This is a genomic window from Clostridium sp. BL-8, assembly GCF_002006495.1.
Classification (GTDB): Bacteria; Bacillota; Clostridia; order Clostridiales; family Clostridiaceae; genus Clostridium.
Genome location: NZ_LZZL01000002.1, coordinates 22,594 through 48,244 on the forward strand (window position 1 = coordinate 22,594; position 25,651 = coordinate 48,244).

General features: G+C 30.6%; 12 protein-coding genes. 8 read left to right on the top strand and 4 right to left on the bottom strand.

Going from position 1 to position 25,651, the window contains the following annotated elements:
* The first annotated feature begins 195 nt into the window (after window positions 1–195).
* The 5 genes from CLOBL_RS00505 to CLOBL_RS00525 all read left to right on the top strand — a co-directional run bounded on the left by CLOBL_RS00505 (window position 196) and on the right by CLOBL_RS00525 (window position 18,583).
* Complete coding sequence (locus CLOBL_RS00505; protein ID WP_077857197.1) at window positions 196–6,282, top strand: non-ribosomal peptide synthetase; 6,087 nt, start codon at window positions 196–198, stop codon at window positions 6,280–6,282.
* Window positions 6,283–6,299: 17 nt separating this feature from the next.
* The gene (locus CLOBL_RS00510; protein ID WP_077857198.1) at window positions 6,300–7,469 is read left to right on the top strand and encodes an MFS transporter; all 1,170 of its coding nucleotides are present in this window, start codon (window positions 6,300–6,302) and stop codon (window positions 7,467–7,469) included.
* Between the two features lie 29 nt (window positions 7,470–7,498).
* On the top strand, window positions 7,499–16,687 hold the full coding sequence (locus CLOBL_RS00515; RefSeq protein ID WP_077857199.1) for a type I polyketide synthase: 9,189 nt from the start codon (window positions 7,499–7,501) through the stop codon (window positions 16,685–16,687).
* A 296-nt stretch (window positions 16,688–16,983) separates the two neighbouring features.
* Complete coding sequence (locus CLOBL_RS00520) at window positions 16,984–17,388, top strand: FMN-binding protein (RefSeq protein WP_077857200.1); 405 nt, start codon at window positions 16,984–16,986, stop codon at window positions 17,386–17,388.
* Between the two features lie 40 nt (window positions 17,389–17,428).
* Entirely contained in the window at window positions 17,429–18,583 is a 1,155-nt protein-coding gene (locus CLOBL_RS00525) for a transposase (RefSeq protein ID WP_077857201.1), read from the top strand.
* On the opposite strand, the gene CLOBL_RS00530 is transcribed toward CLOBL_RS00525, so the two are convergent.
* On the bottom strand, window positions 18,573–19,280 hold the full coding sequence (locus CLOBL_RS00530) for a thioesterase domain-containing protein (protein ID WP_009170938.1): 708 nt from the start codon (window positions 19,278–19,280) through the stop codon (window positions 18,573–18,575). The genes CLOBL_RS00525 and CLOBL_RS00530 overlap by 11 nt on opposite strands.
* Before the next feature lie 27 nt (window positions 19,281–19,307).
* Entirely contained in the window at window positions 19,308–19,988 is a 681-nt protein-coding gene (locus tag CLOBL_RS00535) for a 4'-phosphopantetheinyl transferase superfamily protein (RefSeq protein ID WP_077857202.1), read from the bottom strand.
* Window positions 19,989–20,316: 328 nt separating this feature from the next.
* Between CLOBL_RS00535 and CLOBL_RS00540 the strand changes: the two genes are divergently transcribed.
* A complete protein-coding gene (locus CLOBL_RS00540) occupies window positions 20,317–21,951 on the top strand; it encodes a hypothetical protein (protein ID WP_077857203.1) in 1,635 nt (544 codons plus the stop codon).
* A gap of 175 nt (window positions 21,952–22,126) precedes the next feature.
* Here the strand turns inward: CLOBL_RS00540 and CLOBL_RS00545 are convergent, their stop codons facing one another.
* A complete protein-coding gene (locus tag CLOBL_RS00545; RefSeq protein ID WP_077857204.1) occupies window positions 22,127–22,786 on the bottom strand; it encodes a superoxide dismutase in 660 nt (219 codons plus the stop codon).
* Between the two features lie 189 nt (window positions 22,787–22,975).
* Here CLOBL_RS00545 and larA point away from each other — a divergent pair, with 189 nt between their 5' ends.
* Both larA and CLOBL_RS00555 read left to right on the top strand, forming a co-directional pair.
* On the top strand, window positions 22,976–24,265 hold the full coding sequence (gene larA / locus CLOBL_RS00550; protein WP_077857205.1) for a nickel-dependent lactate racemase: 1,290 nt from the start codon (window positions 22,976–22,978) through the stop codon (window positions 24,263–24,265).
* Between the two features lie 82 nt (window positions 24,266–24,347).
* Window positions 24,348–24,974 carry a hypothetical protein gene (locus CLOBL_RS00555; protein WP_077857206.1) on the top strand — a complete coding sequence of 209 codons (627 nt, stop codon included), beginning with the start codon at window positions 24,348–24,350 and terminating at the stop codon, window positions 24,972–24,974.
* 59 nt (window positions 24,975–25,033) lie between these two features.
* Here the strand turns inward: CLOBL_RS00555 and CLOBL_RS00560 are convergent, their stop codons facing one another.
* Window positions 25,034–25,516: a hypothetical protein gene (locus CLOBL_RS00560; protein ID WP_077857207.1), complete on the bottom strand. Its 483-nt coding sequence runs from the start codon at window positions 25,514–25,516 to the stop codon at window positions 25,034–25,036.
* Window positions 25,517–25,651: the final 135 nt, after the last annotated feature.

A 25,651-nucleotide genomic window follows, 5' to 3' on the forward strand; every position in this document is an offset into this window, starting at 1 on the left:
TCTAAAAATGTTTTGATATAGTATGAAAATAAACAAGAAAAATTTTTATTGAAGGGAAAGAGTTATGTATTTTGATTATAAGCTCGTTATTTAACAAGATTTCCAATGGTTAAACTAATGAGTGAAATACATAAGAAAATTAAATGGGTAGGTGTAAAAACACATATAACTTGAGAATGAAAGGGGAAAAGAAAAATGTATGGTAATCAAACAAATCTAACAGATATTAAAGAATTAATATTTGAAAATGTATCAAATGTAACAGGTCACAAAGTAGTAGATCTTGACTTAGAAATGTTTCTTGAAAGTGATTTGGGTATTGATTCAATAAAAATGGTCACACTTATGAATCAACTAATGAAACTTGTGCCAGCTGAGGATTTAGAGAATTTCACTTTTAAGTATCCAATAACATATTTAATGTCTCTGCAGACGATAGGAGAAATTGTTCTTATGTTTGATGAATTTTATAATGTAGAAGCATTAAATGAAAAAGTTTATGAGGAAGAAGTATCAAATAAGAAGGTTGAAAAAATAAATAAAATTGATATTAAAACAATGGTATATGAGCTTATATCAAATGTGACAGGACACAAAGTAGCAGATCTTGATTTAGAGATGTTTCTTGAAAGTGATTTAGGTATTGATTCAATTAAAATGGTGACGCTTATGACTGAGCTAATGAAGCTTATACCCAAAGAAGAACAAGACAATTTCAATAATAAATATCCAATAACTTACTTAATGTCGATGCAGACAATAGGCGAAATTGTCTTTATGTTTCAAGAATTTTATAATACAAAAACTTTAACTAAAGATGGAGCAGAAGAAAAAAATGAAGCAGAAGAATTAGTGATTTTAAATGCTCAATATCCATTCTTAATATCTTATTGGTCAGTAGGAACCTTAACTATCTGTTCAGGAGTAAAGATTGAAGGAAAGTTAAATTTAGAATTGCTCAAGGAAAGCTGGCTTGAATTAATAAAAAGGAATCCAAGCTTAGCTTCAGAATTTGAGAGCAGAGAAGGTTCAAAGAGTTTTAAAGATTATAAGCTTAAAATTCATAATAGACTGTTATTACCTGAAATTAATGTTCAGGATATAAGAAACCTGCCTGAAGAAGCTAAAAATCAAACTATAAAACAAATAGTTGAAGATATAATTAATACACCATTTGACATCTTTAAATTTCCACTTCATAAGTTTATGGTTATTCAAACAAGTTACATGCAATATGAATTAATATTTGCGAATAATCATTTAGTCTCTGATGGCCTTTCTAATCAACAAATTCTTAGAGAAATCCTTGAGATATATTCAGGAAAGATGCAGGGAGTAAATATTAATCTTCCAAAAAAATTATCAAGAGATGAATATAACAATGCCGTTTTAGAAATAAACAATTGGAATAGTCCAGAAGAAAATAAAAATTTAGAAAAGTATGTACAAGCAAATGGTAAAGCAAAACATAAATTTAATCCTTTTAACAATAACAAGGCAAATAACGATTTTGCATTAGTTAAAGCACAAAAATATTGGTTAAATGAAACTTTAACTAAACTACTTTTAGAAAAGTCAAGAATTTGGAGAGTATCTTTATTTACTCTTATAGTTTCTGCATATTTAAAAACTATAAGAGAATTGGATAAAGAAAATGATGAGATAATTATAAATTTACCAACGGGTGGAAAAGTATATCCAAACATTGATGCAACAGGAATCGTAGGATGCTTTGCTCAGAATATGGCATTAAATTTTAAACCAAAAGCTTCTGATGAAGATTTAATAGATTTTGTAACAGAAGTAGATAAAGAAATAAAAGAAAATATATCTGGAGGAATAGATAGAGCACAAATTTACAGAGCTGCTAAAATGGCAAAAGAACAAGAAATGCTTGAAGATGGAAAGATGCCAAAGACAACAGCTTCAATTGTACGTTCTAGTTTAAAATCAAATCTATATCTATCTTTTGTTGGCGATACTAAGCTTAAAGAAACTTACGGAGATTTAAAGGTAATTGATTATGAAGCATATACCTCAACAAATGCAGGTGCTATAGATAATCTGGTTGAGCTTTTCCATAATAAAATTACTATCACATCTAATTATGACAGCTTACATTTTAACGAAGATAATATAAAAACACTTATTGAGGCGTTTATTAGTAATCTTGAATTATTTGCAAGTTATCAAATAGAGATAAAAGATGATGAAATTAAGTCAAAAACTATAGAAGATAATAGGTTAATTGAGGAGCTTACAAAAATAGCTGAAGAAGTTTGTGTAACTGCTATTAACAAAGATGATATTAATAAAGATTTAGTAACAGCCTTTGGAGTTGATTCCCTTCAACTTATACGTATAATAACAAGACTAGCTAAGCTTCATAAAGGAATTGATAAAAATTCTTTATTTAAATGTAGAACTTTAAGTGAAATGGCTTTAGTAATAGAGAATAATAACAGCAAACATGAAAATAAATCAATTATGGAAGTAAATTCACAATATGCAGATGAAATACCTTATATGCAAATTGTTAAGCAATGCAGGGAAACACCTGATTTAACAGCAATATTGTATAAAGATGAAAACATAACTTATAGAGAGTTAGATAGAATGTCAAACAAAATTGCTAATTACCTTAGAAGTCAAGGAATTAAAAGAGACTCTCTTGTTGGAATAATGGTGTATCCAGGGCCTATAATGCTTATTGGTATGCTTGGTATCATGAAAGCAGGTGCAGCTTATGTGCCAGTAGATCCTGTTTATCCAGCTGATCGTATTCAATATATAATGAAGAGCGCTGGTATAGAGATTTTACTTACTGAGCATAGTCTAAAGGAGTTTTTAAGCAGATTAATAGAAAAAGATTCAAATGTACAAACTCTTATGTATTTAGACCACGGAACTCCTATGAATTTTGCAGATGATTATAATCAGGTGCTAAAAGAACATTGGATGGAAGTTTCAGATGCTGCTCTTGAATATATAAATTCACCAGATGATTTGATGACAGTATTATATACTTCTGGCTCAACAGGCAATCCTAAGGGAGTTATGCTTGGGCATAGGGGATATATGAATCGCTTGAAATGGCAGCAGGATACCTTAAAATTAAAATTAGGTGAACGTGTTGCTCAAAAGACATCTTGTTGCTTTGACATTTCAGTTTGGGAGCTTTTCTGGCCTTTAATGTATGGTGGAACAGTGTGTCCTGCAAGAAATGATATTGTTAAAAATCCATGGGCATTAGCTGAATGGCTAATAGATACAAAGATAAACGTAATGCACTTCGTACCATCCTTATTTGGTGAATTTGTAAATTCTTTAGAGGATGATGATTATAGCTTTAAGGATTTAAGATGGTTGATTTTCAGTGGTGAAGCACTGCCAATGCCAATAATTCAAAAATGGATAGATAAGTATGGATTAGACGTAGGTCTTGCAAATATGTATGGACCTACAGAAGCATCAATTGATGTTACTTATCAAAAAATTGATAAAAGACCTGGGGCAGACGGAGAAAATACAATTCCAATAGGAAAACCTATTACTAATGTTTTCATAAAAAATTTAGATGAAAATATGAAAGAACTTCCTGAAGGGGAAATAGGAGAACTCTGGATTGGTGGTATTCAACTTGCTAAAGGTTATAAAAATAATAAAGAAAAGACTGAGGAAGCTTTTAAACCAAATCCATTTAAAGAAATTCCAGGAGACTATTTATATAAAACTGGTGATTTAACTACGAAAAGACCAGATGGAAGCTATGAATATCTTGGAAGAATAGATAATCAAGTAAAAATAAGAGGTTTTAGAGTTGAACTTGGAGAGATTGAAGCAGTACTTGGAGCGCATCCAAATGTAAATGAAGTTGCTGTAATTGCAATTGATTATATTGAAGGTCAAAAGCAATTAATTGCATGGATGGCAGGGAGTAGAACTGATGATAGTGAGTTAAAAGAATTTATATTAAAAAAATTACCTTATTATATGGTTCCACATCATTTTGAATGGACAGCTGCTTTGCCAAAAACACCTAATGGCAAGCTTGATAGAAAGGATTTAAAGGAAAAATCTAAAATGAGTCTAAGTGGAGAAAAAGTTGAAGCCTTTGATACAAACAAGCTTAATGTGAAAGATTCAATTGTAGAAGAGATTCCATTAGCACCTGCACAGAAATTTTTAATGAGTTATTTTGATTATCCATATCAATGGACAGGATATACAAGATTTTTATATAAGCAGCCTTTAGATTGCGATATGTTTAATAAAGCTTTAACTATAGTAGCTAATAATAATGATGCGCTAAGAAGTATATTAGTTAATAAAGACGGAAAATGGATGCAGAAATTTGTATCAGATGATCAAATAGTAGAAGCAGATTATTATGATGGTTCTCATCTTAGTGAAGAAGAGAGAAATGAAGAAATAAAAAATTTAATTAATGAAGTTATCAAGAATTTAGAGGTAGATAAATGGCCGCTTTGGAAGGTGGTTGTTATAAGGGTAAATGATTCTGCCTATGATATTTCGGTAGTCGGGCATCATTTAATTTCTGACCTTATAGCAAATCAATTATTGTTTAAAGAAATATGGAGAATTTATAAGCAGCTTATTTCTGATAATGGTGATATTAAGATAGAAGAAACAAAATCATATAGGGATTTTGTCCTTGAAGTTAATAAAGAGAAAAATAAAAGAGCTGCAGAATTTATAGAATATTATAAGAAGCAATTTCCTTCGGAGTCATATTCTTTTAGGATTAGAGAGGAATTGAATTTAGGAAATAATAATGAAGGATCAGCTGAATTACTAACTTTTGCTTTAGATAAGGCTGAAACTTTAAAATTGCAGACTACAGGGAAAAAGCATTTTGGAACAAGTTTTTATTCAATTATTCTTGCTCCTCTTTACAAGATGCTTCAAAAGAAATACGGAAAGCAATGGGTGGTTGTCAGTCATAGAATGAATGGAAGAATATTTGATAACAGTACATTTTTTGATACTGTAGGAAACTTTGCAATTAACTATCCTTTAGGAATCTCTATTGATAGTAACGAGAATTGGGGAGAAATAGTTAATAAGATTACAGATGGAATTAATAAGGTGCCTCTAAATGGTATAAGTTATGATTTGATTTCAGAGGAATTGCCTTCATACATGTATCCAGATTTAAAATTGACCTCTATAAGAGCAAATTACTTAGGAAACAGAAATAATAATGAGTATGATGTATTTGAATTTTCAAAGGATGAAATGGATAGGAGATACTCGCATCCTGAACAAAAGAGGATTTCTTCAATTGAATTTTTCTTTTCAATAGTAGATGGGATGCTAATTTTAGAAATAGAGTATTCTAAAAATAAATATGAAGAAGCTACCATAAGAACTTTAGGAAATGAGTATATTAAATCAGCTGCTGAAATGCTTTCTTATATAAATAATAAGGAAAATTTAGTAGTAAGCAGTGGTTTAAAACCTCTTACACCAGTAAAAGAAAATAAAAGGCAAGGTGTTTTAACAGATAAAGTCGTAATTGTAACTGGTGGAGGCAGAGGAATAGGAAAAACAATGGCTATTGAAGCAGCAAGGGAAGCTGCTAAAGTTGCAATTATTTCTAGAACAGAATTGGAGCTTAAAGAAACTGAACAAGAGATTAAAAAAATAGGAGGCAGAGTTATTTCTATAGTAGCAGATATAAGCAATTATAGTGAAGTTTCTGAAGCAGTAAATAAAATTATCTCTACCTATGGGAAAATAGACGTATTAATAAATAATGCAGGTATAACAAAATTAGAAGCATTTAGTGATATAGATGCTGATGAGTGGAAGAATATTGTAGAGGTAAATTTGTTCGGTACTTATAATATGTGTAAAGCCGTTACACCGCATCTAGTTAGTCAAAGATCAGGAAAGATTATTAATATGGGATCAGATTCGTCCTTTATTGGATACCCTCTAATGAGTGCTTATGCCGCTTCAAAACACGCAGTAATAGGATTTACAAAATCTCTGTCAGAAGAATTAAAATTAAGCAATATTCAAGTAAATGCAATTTGTCCAGCTTTTGTTGATACAAATATGACACCAGAAGCTCTAAGAAAAAAAGCTATACCTACTGAAAAAGTTGCTGATTTAGCTGTATTCCTAGCTTCGGATAAATCGGATTATATAACAGGAGAAGCTATTAAGATATTTGGAAATCAAGATATGTATTGGTTTGGAGCACATCAGATTCCAATTATTAAGGCTGCAATTAAGGCACAATCAAACAAATAGAGGAGGAATTTGGATTTATGCCTTTAAAAGAAAAGATGCATTCACTATTTTCTAATAATAAATGGATTCTTTTTGTAATAGGTTTACTTATTGGTGTTGCAATGGGGATTATAAATCCCCTCTCATCAACACATTTAAAGTCCAATAATGTAAATAGCTTATGGATTGGAATCATATCCTCGTCGTTTTTCTTATTTATGTCAATTGGATCTATTTTAGTTGATAGAAAAATGAGAAATAAAGATATTAAGGGAACTATATTAATAGGCGCGGTAATTTCAGCAACGGCTTGTGGAATTTTCCCATTTTCATCTAATTTGGTTGTTTCACTCTTTTTAATGATATTTATGGGTATTGGTCTAAGCTTTAATTTGGTTGGAGTTCAAACCATGCTTCAAAATTTAACAGAAGAAAGTTCAAGAAGTGTAATTAGTGGTTTGTATTCACTATGCTTTGCAGTAGGTTTTGTATTATCTTCTGTCCTTGGACCTGCATTTTATGAATGGAACAATTGGGTGCCATTTATATTTCCAATATGTGCACTTCTAATTTGTCAAATAGTTATACATGCAACTTTTAAAGAAAAATTATTATTTTCCCCAAAACCAAAGATAAATACACTTAAGAAAATATCTATAGGACTTCAAGGTGGATTTTTATATGGTTTTACTGAAACAACTTTAACAACCTTGTACCCAGTTTTTTTAATACATGAACAGTATGACTTAAGAATTGCTGGATATGCTTTGGGTATATTTGTACTTGGAAGTATTATAGGGACTATGCCTATAACGTATCTATCAGATAAGCTCGGGCGTGAGAAAGTCTTATTAATGAGTATTATCATTTCTGTATTCACAATCGCTGGAATAATGATTTTTGACAATTTTGTCTTAAGATTGATCTTTTCTTTCTTATCAGGATTTATTATTGGGCCTATATATCCATTGGCTATGGCAGTATCAGTTCAAAATTTGAGTAAAGAAGAGATACCTTCAGGGACTTCATTATTTACTTCTTTTTATGGTGGAGGTTCAACTATTGGCCCACTTCTCTCATCGGCGGTTATGAGCATGTTTGGAGATAATTATATTTTTAGTGTATGTTTACTGTTATTTATTACATTTCCTGTTGTAATGTATGTTAAAAAAGTCAGATATGAATCAGAATCAGGATTTGATCTATAAGTATTAGAATTTTGTTAGGAGATGAAACTATGAAGGATAATAATATAAAAATGTCAATTTCTTGTGGAAAACCTATAACAAATAAATATTGTAATAAGATGAATATAGGTAACTTATTAATAGAAGCTGCAGAAAATAAAAAAGATAAAGGAATATTATTAGTGCAGGGGAATGACTCAGATATCTTTTTGAGCTATGAAGAAATACTTGAAAAGGCAATGATTTGTTTAGGAGCTCTCCAAGAAAAAGGTATAAAGCAGGATGATTTTGCGATTATTTCCTTTCAAAATAATATTGATTTCATTATTTGTTTCTGGGCTTGTGTACTTGGAGGAATTGTAGTTGTTCCAATTTCTACACCTTCAGCATTTAAAGGAAAAAATGCTTCTTTAGAAAAACTTATAAATGTTTGGAATACTTTAGAGAAGCCTGTAATAATAAGTGATGAGAGTATCATTAAGGGCATGAAGAACAATGAGTTATATTCTGAATGTCAAGAGATGAATATGCTTGATATATCAATTTTAAGAGAAAATACAATAAAGGGTAAAATGAATTTATCGGAAATTGAGAAAACTGCTTTTGTACAATTTAGTTCTGGAAGTACAAATACTCCAAAGGGAGTTATATTAACTCACAAAAACTTATTGACTAACATAGAAGGAATAATTGAGAGTGGAGGTCTGACTTCAGAGGATAGAGTGCTTTCTTGGATGCCATATTATCATGACATGGGGCTTATTGGTTTTCATATTTCCTTAATTGCATTAGGAATGTTCCAAATAAATATGAATCCTATGAAATTTGTAAAGAGGCCTACTCTTTGGTTTGATTTAATTTCGAAGCATAAGATAACAATGACCTCTAGTCCGAATTTTGGATATAGGTTACTTCTTAGAAAAGTTAAAGATAATCATCTTAAGGAGTGGGATTTAAGCAGCTTAAGATTAATTTTTAATGGTGCAGAGCCTATTTCAATGCCTTTGGTTAATGAGTTTATGGAAAAATTATCTGAATGTAATTTATCTGAGACAAGTATGTTTATGGTTTATGGAATGGCAGAAGCCTGCTTAGCTGTTTCATTTCCTCCAGTAAATTCAAAGCCTCTAAGTCATTTTATCAGTAGAAATAGCCTTGTAAATAAATCAGAAGTTGAAGAGGTGGATGAAGGTGCTAAAGATGCACTTCAAGTAGCAGATGAAGGCTATCCAGTTGCAGGTATGCAGGTACGTGTTGTAAATGATGATGGAGAAATAGTTCCAGAGAATGTACTTGGTGAAATACAAATTAAAGGTGACAATGTTACAAAAGGCTACATAAATAATCCAGAGGCTACAGCGAAGTCTTTCCAAGATGACTGGCTTAAAACAGGAGATACTGGCTTTATAATTGATGGAAGATTATGTGTAACAGGTCGTATTAAGGATATAATCTTTGTCAATGGACAAAATTTCTTTGCCCATGACATAGAGTTTAAATTAGAGGAAATAGAAGGTGTAGAAACAGGAAAAGTTGTAGTAGGCGGATGGCATGATGAGAAAGAAGGAAGAGAAAAGATTGCAATCTTCTCATCACTGCGTGTAAAGGAAGATGAGCTAAAGAGTTTTTATGGAAATATGCTTAGTAAAATAAGTGAAACCTTCGGAATCTATATTGATTTCGTAGTTTTAGTAAAAGCCATTCCAAAAACCACTAGTGGCAAAGTAAGACGTTTTATGTTAGTACAATCCTTCTTAGATAATGAATTTGCAGATAGTACACTAACTTCTTCAGAATTATTACTTAATATAGAAGAAAAAGCTGAGGAGGCAGATGAAGGCAAATCTTTAGATTTAAATATAAGTAGAGATAAGATAAAAGAAATTTGGGCAGATGTATTAGACAGACCAGCACAAAGTATAGGCTATAATCAATCCTTCTTTTCTTTAGGTGGAACTTCAATAAAGGCAGTCCAAGTTTTAGGGATGCTTGAAGATGAATTAGATATAACCTTAGGTCATGATATTCTAATTAATTGTAGAACAATAAATGAGATGGAGGAATATCTTAAAAATTTCTCTGAAAGTAATAACGTATTAACTAATATTGATGAAAAAATGTCTGGTAAAGTAGACGAAGACGACGAAATAGCTGTAATAGAAATGTCTTGTCGTTTCCCAGAAGCTTCATCTCCAGAGGAGTTTTGGGATAATATCGTAAGTGGTAAATGCAGTATTAGTGAAGTGCCAGAAGAAAGATGGGATGTAAATCAATATTATAGTACAAGTGGAGATCCTACAAAAACTTATTGTAAAACAGGTGCATTTATAGATAAACCATTTGATTTTGATGCCAAATTCTTTAATATATCTGATGAAGAAGCAGCAGTCATGGATCCACAGCAAAGAATTATATTAGAATTAGTATTTGAAATACTTGAAAGAGCAGGATACTCTAAGAAAAAAGTTAGTGGAGAAAGTATATCCCTGTATATTGGTGCTGGTACAAATACATATCAGGAATATCACTTTAACACATTAAATATGTCAAGTCTTAAGAATTTTGACAGCTTTAACTCATTATCAAAAGAAGTTCAAGAATCTATATTAGAAGAATGGAAGAATAAGCTTGGTGTAACTGAATTCCACACAAACTTGCTTGTTGATAATATTCTTAACATGATCGCAGCAAGAACTTCTCAAGAATTTAATTTTAAAGGACCAAGCATGGTGGTTGATACTGCTTGCTCATCTTCTTTAGTGACAATTCATTTAGCTTGTGAAGCTTTAAAAAAAGGTGAGTGCGAATTAGCTATAGCAGGAGGAATTAATCTCCTATTAACACCAACTCCATACATTTATTTAAGTAATGCAGGTGCACTATCAACAAGTGGTATATCAAGGGTTTTTGATGCTAAAGCTGATGGATTAGTACCAGGAGAAGGTGCAGGTTTAGTTTTATTAAAACCTCTTAAGAAAGCTTTAAAGGATAAAGATAAGGTTCTTGCGGTTATTAAGGCAAGTGCTATAAATAATGATGGGCATTCTATAGGCGTTATGGCACCTAATCCAGATGGTCAACGTGAAGTAATTGAATCTTTGTATGTTAAAAGTGGAATAAATCCAAGAGATATACAATATATAGAAGCTCATGGTACTGGAACAAAAATTGGGGATCCAAGTGAAGTAAGAGCTTTAAGTAATGCCTTTAAGAGATGGAATCCAGAAAGTAATTCTATGGCAATAGGATCAGTTAAAGCAAATATTGGGCATTTGCTTAATGGTGCAGGTATAGCGAGTTTTATAAAAGTAATTTTAGCAATAAATAATAAAACTATGCCTCCAAACGTAAACTTAGATGAACTTAATCTATCAATTAAATTTGATAAAACACCTTTTTATACAATGCTAGAAGCAAGAAAATGGGAAGCTCAAGAAGGGAAAATGAGAAAAGCAGCAGTTAATTCCTTTGGTTTTGGAGGAACAAACTGTCACATGGTATTAGAAGAAGCACCTAGTGAAATTATACCCGCAGTTGAAATTCAAGATTATTCAAGAAGCAAACATGCTTTAAATCTTTCAGCAAATAGTAAAAAATCCTTGCAGTTAAAGATTAATAATTTAGTTAAGTATCTCAAAACGAGCAAGGAAAATAACTTGGGAGATATATGTTATACAGAAAATGTCTTAAGAACTTCTTTTAATAAATACCGTTATAGCGTTGTTTCAGAATCAATAGAAGATTTAATAAATGAACTTCAAAATATAAAAGTAGAAGAACTTAATGGTGACGCACAACATAAAGTAGCATTAATGTTCACTGGGCAAGGCTCTCAATATGTTGGAATGGGAAGAGAGTTATATAATAAACTTCCTATTTTTAAAGGATATGTAGATGAGTGCAGTGAAGTCTTTTACCCATATCTAAATGAAAAAATAACTGATTTGATTTATAGCGATAAAGCTGATGAAAGCATTTTAGCTCAAACTAATATTACACAGCCTGTAGTATTTACTATGGATTATGCTTTTGGAAGACTTCTTATAGATTTAGGAATTAAACCAGCTTATATGTTAGGACATAGCGTTGGAGAATGGGCAGCAGCTTGTCTTGCAGATGTAATAACTTTAAAAGATGCAGCTAAAATAGTTTCTGCTAGAGGAAAACTTATGGGCAGCATAAAATCCTCTGGCTGTATGTGTGCAGTATTTACTTCAAGCGAAAAACTTGAAATTTTATTTAAAGAATTTGAAGGAGCTGTCTGGATTGCTGCTTACAATGGAACGCATCAGGTCATCTCGGGAGATGAGGCAGATGTAGAAAAGTTCTGTAATAATTTACTTAAAGAAGGTATAGGCTTTAAGAAATTAAAGGTATCTCAGGCTTTCCATACACCGCTTATGGAACCAATATTAGATGCATTTAGAGAAGTGCTTAAAGAAGTAAAATTTAATTCTCCTAAAATACCTGTAATTTCAAATGTTACAGGAAAAATAATGGATGAAGCTTTTGATATAGAATATTGGATAAATCATATTCTTTCTTCTGTAAAATTTGAACAGAGCATAAAGCATTTGTCTGATAAAGCTGTAGATATACTTATTGAATGTGGACCTGACAGAGTATTATCAAGAATGGCAAGTGGAGTACAAGCTCAAAGTGCTAGAATAATTCTATCTTTGTCAGATCGTAAAATGGAGTCTTTTGATGTATGCTTAGCAGCACTTTCTTCATTATTTACATTAGGGTTTAACGTAGATTTTGAGAAGTTTGAAAGCGAAATTTACTATAATAAACTTCAATTGCCATCATATCCTTTTGAAAGGAAAACCTATAAGCCTGATTTTGGAGACGAGAGTATTAGGGTTCCTGACGAATGGTTCTATAACTGGAATTGGAAACCTGAACCCCACAAAGATATTAACTTAGAAATCAAAGGAAATATCGTAGTATTCAGTGATGACAGTGGTATTAAAGATGAGATTGAGGAGATATTTAAGCTAAATAAAATTTACGTTGTTAAAGCAGGCACAGAATATAGCTTTGATGATTATAGTAAATTTACAATTAATCCAATAGTAGAAGAGGATTATGTTAAAGTCTTTAATACTATTCAAGGACCCATAGGTGCAGTAATACACCTTTGGAACTTAAATAATAAAAGCTTGAAATTAGAATTTGCATTTGATGATAAGGTAATGCATGAGGATATTTATAGTGTATTGTATGTAGGAAAAGCTTTATCAAAACTAAATATAGAAAAAACAAAATTACTTTTAGTGACTGATAATGGTGTTTCTGTAAATGAAGAGAATAAGATTTCAAGTCCACATCAGGCTACTGCTATAACTTTTGCGCAAGCTTTGGATCAGGAAAATGCTTTTATAGATTCATATTGTATTGATATAGATAAAAAAGAGTATGAATCTAATAGAGAAATTGCTCAAATTTTATCTGATGAAATAAAGCATGATTTAAGCAAGGAAGGAATAGTTGCTATTAGAGGTGGAGTAAGATTTATAAGAGAATTATCAAATAGCATTGAATTGAATCAAACTTCTAAGATTAAATTTAATGATGGTGAAACTTATTTAATTACTGGAGGCGCAAGTGCTGTAGGCTCTGAAATAGCTAAGGTTATTGCAAAAAAAGCTAAAATAAATCTTATTTTAACAGGTAGAGAAGAATTGCCATTAGTAGAAAAGTGGGAGGAGGAGCTAGCTAATAATACTAGGCATGCTAAAAAGATAAGCATAATAATGGAATTAAAAGAACTTGGAGCAAATGTAATTTATGAAGCTGTAGATGTAACAAAAATAGGTGATATGAAAACTCTAGTGGAGAGAATAGCCGATGAATATGGAGCTATCTATGGAGTTATTCATGCAGCAGGAACCTTTGATTCCAAAACTTTCAAACTCTTGGATAAGGATATTAAAACCATAAATAAGATTATAGAGCCAAAACTAAAGGGTGGTATAATAACTGATTTAGTTACAAGAAAAGAACCATTAAAGTTTTTTGTTATGCTATCTTCAGTATCTTGTTCAGAAAAGCTTTGGTCAGCAGGTGTTGGTGATTATGCAGCTGCGAATGCCTTTTTATCAGCATATAGCTATTATAGAGCAGCTGATAATGCACCAGGAAAAACTATTGCTTTAAATTATTCTCTATGGGCAGGAACTGGAATGGGATCTGATTTTGGAAACGGTGCTTTACTAGCCTTAAAAGCTCAAGGGTTAAATCCTCTTCCTGCTAAAAAAGCGGCAGAAGCCTTTATAAGAGCTTTATCAGTTGAAAGTCAAAATGTTATTCATATAATAGATAAAATTGAGATTTCAGATGTTGAGAAACCTTCAACTATTAAAATGTCTCCAGTAAACTCAAGAAAATTAAAAAATATAAAAGAAATTGTTTATAAGGTTATAGCAAAACAGTTAAAGGTTGAAGAAGATAATTTTGATGTTGGAAAGAATTTTCTTGAATTAGGTTTGGATTCACTTGGGGCAGTAAAGGTTATGGAAATGCTTGGAACAAGTATTGGCATGGAGCTCTATCCTACTTTAATATTTGAATACCAAACTCCACAAGCTTTAGCGGAATATATAGAAAAGACTTATTTAGAAGGATTTGAAGAAGCTGCTGTTAGTAAAATTGATGATTTGGATATAGAGGTTATTAAAAATGAAAAGTCCAAAGATATTGCAATAATCAGTGCTAGCCTTAGAATACCAGGTGCAAATAATTTGAATGAATACTGGAGAATTCTAGAGAATGGAGAATGCGTAATAAGAGAAATACCAGAAGATAGATGGCCTGCAAATGATCACTATAGTGCAGATATGAATTCTGCCTACACATCATATTCTAAATGTGGCGGATTTATAGATAATCCATATGAATTTGATCCTTTGTTCTTTGGTATGTCTCCAAGTGAGGCAACTGTTACAGATCCACAGCAGAGAATTTTCTTAGAGATAGCATGGGAGGTTATGCAGCAGGCAGGTTATGGCGGAAGATATTCCACAAATAATATTGGAGTTTTTGTGGGAAGTGAGCAAAATGGATATTCAGAGCATTTTAATAACTATAGAATTTACATGGAATTAAAAGATAAACTGTTAAAGAATCAAACCTTCAATAATATGGAGTCTAATGAAAAAAATGAAATTATGTCTAATATATTAAATGTACTTAAGCCGGCAAAGATGGTGCCTGATGCAGTAGCTGGAAATAGCCTAAATGAGGTGGCAGCTAGAGTAAGCCATTGTTTAAATCTTAGTGGACCAAGTTTAACAGTTAATTCAGCTTGTTCATCTTCGCTTTCAGCATTGCATCTAGCTTGCGAAAGTATTAGAACTGGGCAATGTAAGATGGCCATAGTTGGAGGCGTGAACTTAAATACTAGTCCTACTCCATTTATTGGATTAAGTAGAGTTCAAGCTTTATCAAAAACAGGTGCGTGTTATCCATTTGATGACAGAGCGGATGGAATGGTACTCTCAGAAGGAGCAAGTGCAATCCTATTAAAACCATTGGAGGATGCAATTGCAGATAACGATAATATAATGGCTGTAATTAAAGGTTCAGCTATGAATAATGATGGACATTCTCAAGGTATAACAGCACCAAGACCACAAGGACAAGCTGATGCAGTAATAAAGGCATATTTAGATGCAAAAATTAATCCAGAAACAGTATCCTATGTAGAAACTCACGGCACTGGTACACCTTTAGGAGATCCAATTGAAATCGAAGGTATGACTAAAGCCTTTCGTGCCTTTACTTCAGAAAAAGGATTCTGTGCTATAGGATCAGTTAAATCATCAATAGGACATATGTTATCAGCATCTGGAATAACTAGTTTAATCAAAGTTGTTCTTGCTCTGGAAAATAAGAAGATACCACATACAATAAACTATAACAAGACAACAACTAATAGAAATATAGATTTTGCAAATTCACCATTTTTTGTAGCAGCTGAAAAAACGATGGAATGGGAAAGGAGTGGTGTAACTCCGTTAAGAGCAGGGGTAAATGGTTTTGGCTTTGGAGGGACAAATGTTCATGTAATTTTAGAAGAAGCTCCAGAAAAGAAGCATATTGAAAAGGGAGAGGAAGATTTTCCTTATTTATTACAGTTAACTGGCAGAAATCAAAGTGTTATAAAAAATATAGCATTGAATCTAAAAGAATATGTTAAGGGGCATGAAGGCTTAAATACTGCTTCAATTTGCTTTACTATAAATAGTAATCAAAAGGAATTAAGTACTAAAAATTCAGCTGTAGTAGAGTCAAAGGAGCACTTATTAGAAATACTTACTCACTTAATAAATAACGAGGATAGTGAATGTATTTATAAAGGACGATCTAACCCAAATAGGCAAACAGAAGCTTATTTAATTTTAGATGGTAATATGAAAAAAGTTGAAAAATGTAAAGAAGACTTAAGTTCACGATTTGATGCTTTCAACATTGCATATAAAGAGTGTTTGAAGGTCGTAGAGAAAAACATTTCTAATGAAAAAATATTAGATTTTGAGAGTTTTGCAGTTCAATATGCCTTCGGAGTTTTACTAAGTAATTTTGAAATGAAGCTTTATGGGATAATTGCAGAAGGAACAGGAATTTTAGCAGCATCTGTTTTGACTGGGAAAATGAGTTTAAAGCAAGCATTAGAAGAAATAGTAGGCACTATTAGAGCTGAAAAGGATGATGTTTTAGAAGGAGATAAAAATGCAGTATATTTAAATTGTTCTATATTAACATCAACAGGAGTTTTAGAAGATGTATTTAATATTTCTCAAAATGATGATAAAAATATTAGAAGTTTAAATGGATTCGTTAATAAAAATCAAGTAATTATCTATCCGGGCAACCTCAATGAAATTAAGAACAAAGAGTTTTATGATGATAAAAACTTCAACTGGATAGATATGGATATAAGTAGAGATTCAGTAAAATCTATTATGTCAGTCCTTGCTAAAATTTATACTCTTGGAGTTAGATTTAATCCAAGTAAATTATTCAATGATAATATAAAAAAAGTAATGCTTCCAACTTATCCATTTGAAAATGAAACTTATAAAGTATCTTTTGAGGAAGAATTAACTTATAAGGAAGCGGACTATATTTCGATGCAAAGAAGTGGATTAAGAAAGATGGAAATGAAGCACGCACTTTCTAATAGTGAAAAAAGATCGATTTCTAATCAACTGGCTATAGACATAGAAAAGTAAACTATCTAGAAAGGCAGCGAAATAGGTAAGAATTATTAACCTTATTTAATGCAAAGAGTTGTGTAGAAAAATAACAAATTAAAGATTTTGTATCATGCACAGATTCAAATTTACCTAATAGACTCACTATGATGGAAATTTGTCTACTTGACTGATGAAGAACATCCATACTTTGGACTTGTTATTTATTTTCATGTTCCTAAAGAATATGTAGAACATGCAGAAAGGTATGATACAAAATGCTTTCTCATTTAAAATAAACTCAATTTATATGAAAGATAAAGAGGAGTATTAATATGATAAATGTAAAAAAGATAGTGATAATTGCAATATGTATTGCAGCTTTATCTGGAGGGATTTTTGGAATTAACTATCTAATCTCTCTATATAATTATAAGAAAATAGTTAGTGAAATAAATATTAAATCTGTTGATTTATCAAATGTTCATGATGGAACATATACAGGTTCCTACGATGCTATTTTTGTAGGTGCAGAGGTTGAAGTTACAGTTAAAGATAAGAAGATTACAGATATCAAGCTGCTTAATCATAAAACTGAAAAAGGGAAGCCTGCAGAAGTTATCGTAGATGATGTAAAGAAGAAGCAAAGTTTGCAGGTAGATGCTATTTCAGGAGCTACAAATAGCAGTAAGGTAATTTTAAAGGCTATTGAAAATGCTCTTGAGTCTGGTGAATCTTAAAAATATTAAAGTAAGTTGAGAAAGCATATGGTGTAATAAGATGACTTTGAAAGTTTCAATATTTGCATCAAATAATTTTATAAGGGATGATAAAATGGATTTTAGAGAGATGGGAAAATCATTAAAAAGTGAATTTAATAGTTTTTTTGAGAAAATTATAAATGGAGATAATCATATTTCAAAAGAAACATTTTTAGAAGCTAGAAATAAAATTAATCCTAAGGCTCTTATTGAACTAAACAATGCCATAAATGAAGTTATTTACGAAGAATCAAATCATAAAAATCTTTGGAAGAAGTATAGAGTATTAGCTATTGATGAAAATCTTATAGAAATTCCAAATATTGAGTCTTTAAGAGATGAATATGGACAAGATAAAAGTCAAAATGCTACATCTGTAGTGGTAAAAGTCTGTTGTATTTTTAATGTCGTAAATAATATAATTTTAAGCAGTAAAATAGATAAAAGTGAAGTCTCAAAAGAGCACATGACTATAGATATTCTTTCGGGAATTCTAGAAAAGAGCTATAAGAATGACTTGATATTAATTGAAAGAAAACATTATTCTAAAGAAATATTTTCTTTCTTAATAGAAAATAATATTAATTTTCTTATGAGAATATCAAAAACGGATTTAAATAAAGTAACTATAGAAAATAAAAAATATCCAATATTTAAGATTGAACATAACAAAAAGATTTATAAAGTAAGAGTAATACGTTTTATTTCTTCAGTATCAGAGGAAGAGTTTTTAATAACAAACTTGTTAGACAAGAATTTAGGGGCTCAAGATTTTATAGAACTATTTCTTATGAGATGGGGAGAAGACGCTGTGTATAATGATTTGAAAGATAAAATTCAAGTAGAAAATTTTACTGGTACAACGAAGAAAACCATTGAGCAAGACTTTTACGCAATGATTTATTTGTTTAATATGATTGAAATGAGTGGACGACAATATAACCAGATTAAAGATAAATTAAATATTAATCATAAGAAAAAAAGTAATTTAAAGCTGCCGATTGGAATTCTAAAAGAAAAGTTATTAACGATTCTTTTAGAAAATAGTGAAACAAAGAGGAGAATTATGTTTAGAGATATGATGCTGCAAATAAAAAGGGAAGTGCATCTTGCACAAGAGATAAATAATGCCTTTATTGAAGAGGAATTCAACTCATATAAAGTTAAAGTTTAGAAATAAGAGTCTTATTAATTGTATGTACAATTTCAGCAGTATGTTCAGCTATGAAAAAGTGTCCTCCAGTAAAATTTAAGAAAGTGCACTTATTTTTTGTATGTCTTTGCCATTCATAGATATTATCATTTATTAAATAGTCATCGTCCCCATACAAAATTGTGAATTCACAATCAAGGATATCATCTTTTTTAGAATAATTATATGACTCAACAGCTTTAAAATCAGATCGTAATATTGGAAGAAAAATGCTCATCCACTCTTTGTTTTCTAATGCTTCTAAAGGTGTTCCACCTAACTTTAAAAGTTCTTCTTTAAATTCTATATCATTTAAAACATGAAGAGTTTTATAGGGATTTATCGCATGAGGTGCGAGCCTGCCTGAAAAAAATATATGCCTAGGAGCAGGATAATCTAATTGCTTTAATTTATGGCTGAGTTCGTATGCTACAATGGTTCCCATACTATGTCCAAAAAATGAAAAGCTTGTTCCATCTAAATGAGTCTTAATACTTTGAAAGGCATCTTCAACTATTTCATTTATATTATCGTATATAGGAGAGGTAAATCTTCTTCCTCTTCCAGAATATTCTATAGGTATTAATTCAATTGAAGGGGATAGTAGTTTTCTCCATTTTTCATATATTATAGAGGAGCCTCCTGCATAAGAAAAGCAAAAGAGTTTAAATTTTTTCATAAGTATCATCTCCTAATTTTAAAAATATTAATATATAAGTAAGTCATCTAAGGTCTTAAAAATAATTTCGTTAGGGAAAACATCATGAGAAGTGCATACAGATAATTTATAATTTTTATCTATATCATATTGCTTAAAGAAATACTTCTCACAGTCATTTGGAGCTTCAAATATAATATTATTATCATTATTCATACTAATAGAAAAAGAACGTAAATCTAAACTTAAACCTCTGCCACGGGCTTTAATATAGCTTTCCTTTAGTGTCCATAATACATAAAAATACTCCTTCTTTTCTGAATCATCCTTTTCCATAAGATCAGAATATTCTTTTCTGGCAAAGAAAGATTTTGCAATATCTAAATCAATTTCATCAATTTTTTCTACATCAATACCTACTTCATGCTCACTAATGGCACATACTACCCAGTTTCCGGAATGGGAAAGGTTAAAGTAAATAGGAGGAGTATGCGCAAAATAGGGTTTTCCATATGTATTATAGTCAAATGATATATCCTCATTTTTTATTTTCATATTTTCGATTAAAGCATGTCTAACTAAGATCTCTGCAGCTAGAGATCTATCAGCATCTTCTTTTCTCATAAATTTGTTTGTTTTTTCACGTCTTTCTATTGATACAAAAGATATAAATTTATTAAATAGCAAAGGTGAAATATTTTTACTAATATTTAATGCATATATTTTCATTATTATTTTAAGATCCTTCCAAATTTACTAAGCATATAACTTATTCTACCATAAAATAAGAAACTAGTTCAGGGAAATATGTTAAATTCATGAATTATAATGTTAAATTACCAATTTATGATTAGTCTTATCAGTAGAAGAAAGTACAATGTAAAGAAATTAACTAGTGATTGTTGAAAAATAGCACAGATTAGGGTAAAATCATTACAAAAACTAAAAAAGCTCTTGAATAAGTGGCACTAACAGCCACAGAAGCTGCAAAAGGCTTAATGAAATGGTACAGAAATTCATAATATAGTTATTATTTATACTTTAGGAGGAAATTATTTTGGTAGAAAAAAATAAGAAATATAACATCACAAGGCTTGATAATTTAAAAGATAAGGAGAAGCCGGGAGTTATAGTTGAGTCAGAAATGCCATTATCTAAGTCAATGCTATGGAAATTGCAGTCGGATTTTTTTGAGAATCAAGGTCCAGAGGCATGGATTAAAGGAATAGTACCTCAATACATAACAACAAACCCCTATATTGCAAATCAATATGCCAAAACTGTTTTTGGATATTTGAGAGATTATGCGTCAAGAGAAGATATAAATAAAGATAGTGTAATATACATAATGGAGCTTGCAGCAGGAGTTGGAAGGTTTACGTATACTTTTTTAAAAAGATTTTTACACATGATTGAAAATTCTTCATTAAGAGGTATAAAGTTTAAATATATTGTAACTGATTTTGCAGAGAGGAATATTGAATATTGGCAAAGTCACAGCTTTTTAAAGCCTTATTTTGAATCGGGAGTACTTGACTGTGCAACTTTTGACATAGCTAAAGATGATGAGGTTAAGCTTAGATATAGTGGGGAAACCTTATCAAGTGGAAAAATGAAAAATCCTTTGATTTTATTTGCAAATTATACCTTTGATAGTCTTCCTCAAGATACTTTTTATGTGAACTCTGGAGAACTTTTTGAAGGATTAATTACAGTAACCTCGCCACAGGAAAAGGATGATCCTGAAGATAAATCAATTCTTTCAGGTTTGGATTATTATTATTCAGATAAGAAAATTGAAGGAAATGATTATTATGAAGATGAAAATTTTAATAATGTGCTTTTATATTATAAAAATTCTTTAGAAGATACAGCATTTTATATGCCTATAATTGGCTTAAGGTGTATTTCAAGATTAAGAAAGTTATTTAATGATGACATAATTCTAATATCTGCTGACAAAGGTTATAAAAATGAAGAGGCTATGTATAAAAATTATCATCCATTTTTATCAAAGCATGGATGTATTTCTATGACAGTTAATTTCCATGCTATAGAGTTATATTTTAAAGGTCTAGGTGGAAAAGTAATACATAGTTTATATGAACATGAAAATATAAATGTATCACTGTTTTTATTTAGCGAGAGTAAGCATGAGTTTATAGAGACTTTAATGGCTTATAACGAGGTTATTGAAACTATAGGGCCAGATGATTTCTATAAAATGAAAAAAGCAGTTATGCCTTTAAGCAAGTCTTTAACTACAAGAGAACTTTTAACATTCCTTAGGTTTACAGTATGGGATGCAAGAACCTTACTTGAATTATATAATATATTGCTTGAAAGAATAGAGGTTGAAGAAAACTTCCCCAAGGCTGAACTAATTGATGCTATCAATAAGGTTTTCGAATATTATTTTCCTATTGGGGAAGAGGGAGATTTAGGATATTACTTTGGATCTATATTAGGTTATTTAGGTCACGATGAGGATGCTTTAAAATTTTTTGAAGCTTCATTAGAATTTTATGGAGAGTGCCCGGAAACTAATTATGAAATTGCACTTTGTTATTATAACTTACAAGAAATTGATAGAGCCCTTGAATATACACAAAAATCTTTGAGTTTAGATTCAGATTTTGAAGAAGGTAAAAATTTAAAAAGCATGATTGAGAACATATTAAGTGAAAAGTAGATGAGTGTGTTTGTCTAAAGTAGATATGTATTTTATACGTTTAAAACTTTATTTGATAAATACTATAAAGATTTAGAGAAATGAAAATATAAAGTAAGATTAAAGAAGAAGTTATTACCTGGACACATAAAGTCATGCAATGTTGAACTTTGTGTGTCCAATATAGTTACATAAGTTAAATAAATGATAAATTGCAAAATTCAAAAGGATAGTAGTTAATTCTTTGGGGAGTCATAGTTTGTGTTAAAGATCCATGTATTCTTAATCTATCATTTAAAACGTTCCAGTTTATGTTCCTAATAAATGTTGATATATACTTTCCTTTATCAGTACCAAAATCCATAAAATATGCATGTTCATAAAGATCCATAACTAATATTGGGCAAGAAAGCCATACAGCGCCAACATCATGCGCATCACTTCCTATTATATGAAGACTATTATCTATAGAATCAACAGAAAGTACGGCCCAGCCTCTCATAGATAAGCCCACATCTGTAAGATAAGATATAAAATTATCATAAGAAGAAAACTGTTTTAGTATAGAATTAAGTATAGGACCACTAGGAGTATTATTACCTCCAATCATGTTTTCAAAATAAAGCTGATGAAGTTTTACGCCATCTAGTGCATATGTTTCTCCAAGTTTTAAACAGCGCATTTTTGAATATGTTGTGTTACTGCCAGTGTAATCATCAGGTGTATAGGGAGTATTCCAAATTTCATTTAATTTATTTATATAACCTGTATATAGCTTGTAATGTTCATTAAGTTGTTTCATGGATATTCCTTGAACTGATCTAAAATCATATGGTTGAGCTTGTATATTATACATAAAATCACTCCTGCAAAATATATCATTATATACTATGTAATAAAGGTTTAATTGTGAATGCAGATATAAATAGATGCATTTATTGACTATGGCTATATATTGTATTATATTAAAAATAAGCAAAAAAACTTATAAAATTATCAATATATATTTAAAAAAAGTGATAATTTGATTATTGGAGGGCTATGAATGAAAGAAATTAATATGAAATATGGACAAGGGTATATGAAAGCTTTTATTGAGGAAAAAAATATTCTTGAAGTAATTGAAAGCAATGCATTTAAAAAAGATAAGACAGAGGATGAGATTATTTCAGAAGCGCTATACAATCCTATTGACAGCAATAGACTTAAAGATATAGTGCATGAAGGGGAGACTGTTTGTATAATAATTTCAGATATTACAAGAAGCTGGCAAAAGCCGCATAAATTTTTATATAAAATTGTAGAGGAATTAAATGCAGGCGGAGTTAAGGATGAAGATATTGTATTTCTATGTGCTCAGGGCACACATAGAAAACAAACAAGGGAAGAACATAAAATACTTCTTGGGGAAAAGCTTTCAAAAAGGTTTGAAGTCTATGATCATGATTGTTTTGATGAAGAGAATATGGTATATCTAGGGGATACAACCTATGGAACACCTGTTATAGTAAATAAAAAAGCTGTTAACTGTGATCATATAGTTATTACAGGAGCGATTGTTTATCATTTCCTTGTAGGTTGGTCAGGAGGGAAAAAGTCAATACTTCCTGGGATTTCGTCATTTAAGACAATATCCATGAATCATTCACTTTCTTTAAATGAAGGACTTGGAAGTGGAACAAGAGAAAAGGTATGTTCAGGTAATATTATAGAAAATCCTATACATGATGATATGATGCAGGCAGCTGCTATGGTGAAACCATCTTTTATGTTTAATGTAATAATGGGACCAGATGGTAATATAGCTGGCGCAGTTTCAGGAAATTATATAACGGCTCATGAAGCGGGAAGAAAATTAGTAGACAGTATTGATGGTGTTAATATAAAGAAGAAATCTGATATAGTCATTGCAAGTGCAGGAGGGGCGCCAAAGGATATAAATCTTTATCAATCTATAAAAACTTTAATAAATGCAAAAGAGGCAGTAGTTGATGGAGGTACTATTATAATACTAGCTCAGTGTAGTGAAGGAATAGGAGAAATTAAAGATATTAAGGATATGATACTTAATTTTGATAATATGCTTGATAGAGAAAAGGATCTTAGAGAACATTATACTATTTCTAAATTTGTTGGATACTTCTTCTGTGAGACTGGTGAAAAGTATAAATTAATTTTAGTTTCAGAAATTGATCCGGTTTTACTTAAGAATACAAAAATTATTTTGACTAAAACCTTGGAAGATGCACTTAAAATTTCTTATGAAGGCGAAAATAAAAATCTTAAAGTAAACCTTATGCCTCATGGAGCAACTACTCTTCCTAAGCTAGTTTGATTAATCCTTTAGTTTGGTACAGGTCTCCTTATCAATGAATATCATGTACAGTAAGAAATTCATAATGAGGAGATAAATTATCATGGAGGAGCAAGAAAAAAATAAGGAAGATAAAACTGAGGAGTTAGAACAGCTTCAAGTAGGAGCGGCGAGTTCCAATAGTGTATTTAAGAAGAGCGATTATGGAAAGGAAATAGGTGTTTTATATAAGGAAGGTGGAGATGTAAAAATCCACAATGGTAAAATAGTAGGTAATGATGGTCCAGGATATATAGTAAATCATTGTATTGATGCAAATGGTACACCTTTCAAATTTGATACCTATTATTTTTATAATGTAAGTTATTTTTATCACAATAAATTTAAAACCAAGTATCATCATCGTCCAATTATAAACGCTAAAATAATCGATAGTAAAAATGTATTTTGCTATTATGGAATAAAAAAGGGAAGCAAAAATTATGATACTCATAATGGCTCATTTGTTTCTTTCACTTATAAGGATAAGAACGGGAATCCTGTGACAAGTAATAAATATAGTGAGTTTTTAAGCTATAAATACAGTCCTAGTAAAGTAATAGAAATAGTGTATGGTCATTTTGTAATGCAAATTAACCCAAAAACTCATAAGCTCAGTTTGCAGCCAGAAATAGCTACTGCAACACATGTTCAACATTTTACTGAAATATTATATAAATTATATAACTAAAAAATACTCATATACTTTATCAATGCATTAATTGAAGGAAAAAGTATATGAGTATAATTTTATTGAGCAATAAGGCTGAGAGTACTTGATTGAATTTGAGCTGCTTCAACGCTTATATAGTTAAGCTCAACCTTAACTACATATCTATATTTTTTAGGCACTGCATTGCTATCAAAATAGCTAAAAGTAATAAAATCATTTTTTTCTAAAGATATATTTACCAAAGTTCCGTCTTCAGGAACTTCTTCACCTAAAATTATCTTATAAGGAACTGAGGTTAATAGTTCAAAATTTTCCTCATTCTTATATCGATATAATGAAAGAACAAATTCAATCCAGTCGTTTGCTGCAAGATTAACATATAGATTGCAAATGAAATCTAACTTAACATTTGATAAGTTTCTGTTATTAAAATCAACGTCTAAGGCTACAACAATGTTCTGGTAATTTATATTTTCAAGATCGATGAAGCCTCCGTTACTACTCTTTATAATTAGAGAATTAGGCGCTTTAGGATACATGGTATTAATGCTATTCCCCATGGTATAGCACCTCCTTTTTTAATCTTTGGTATAATTTTAATTTTCTAAAAGGAAAATTTTAAAAGGGTATTTAAACTATTATATTCGGAACTATTATAAAAAGTTCAGCAGGGAACAAAATGGACATGAACCCTA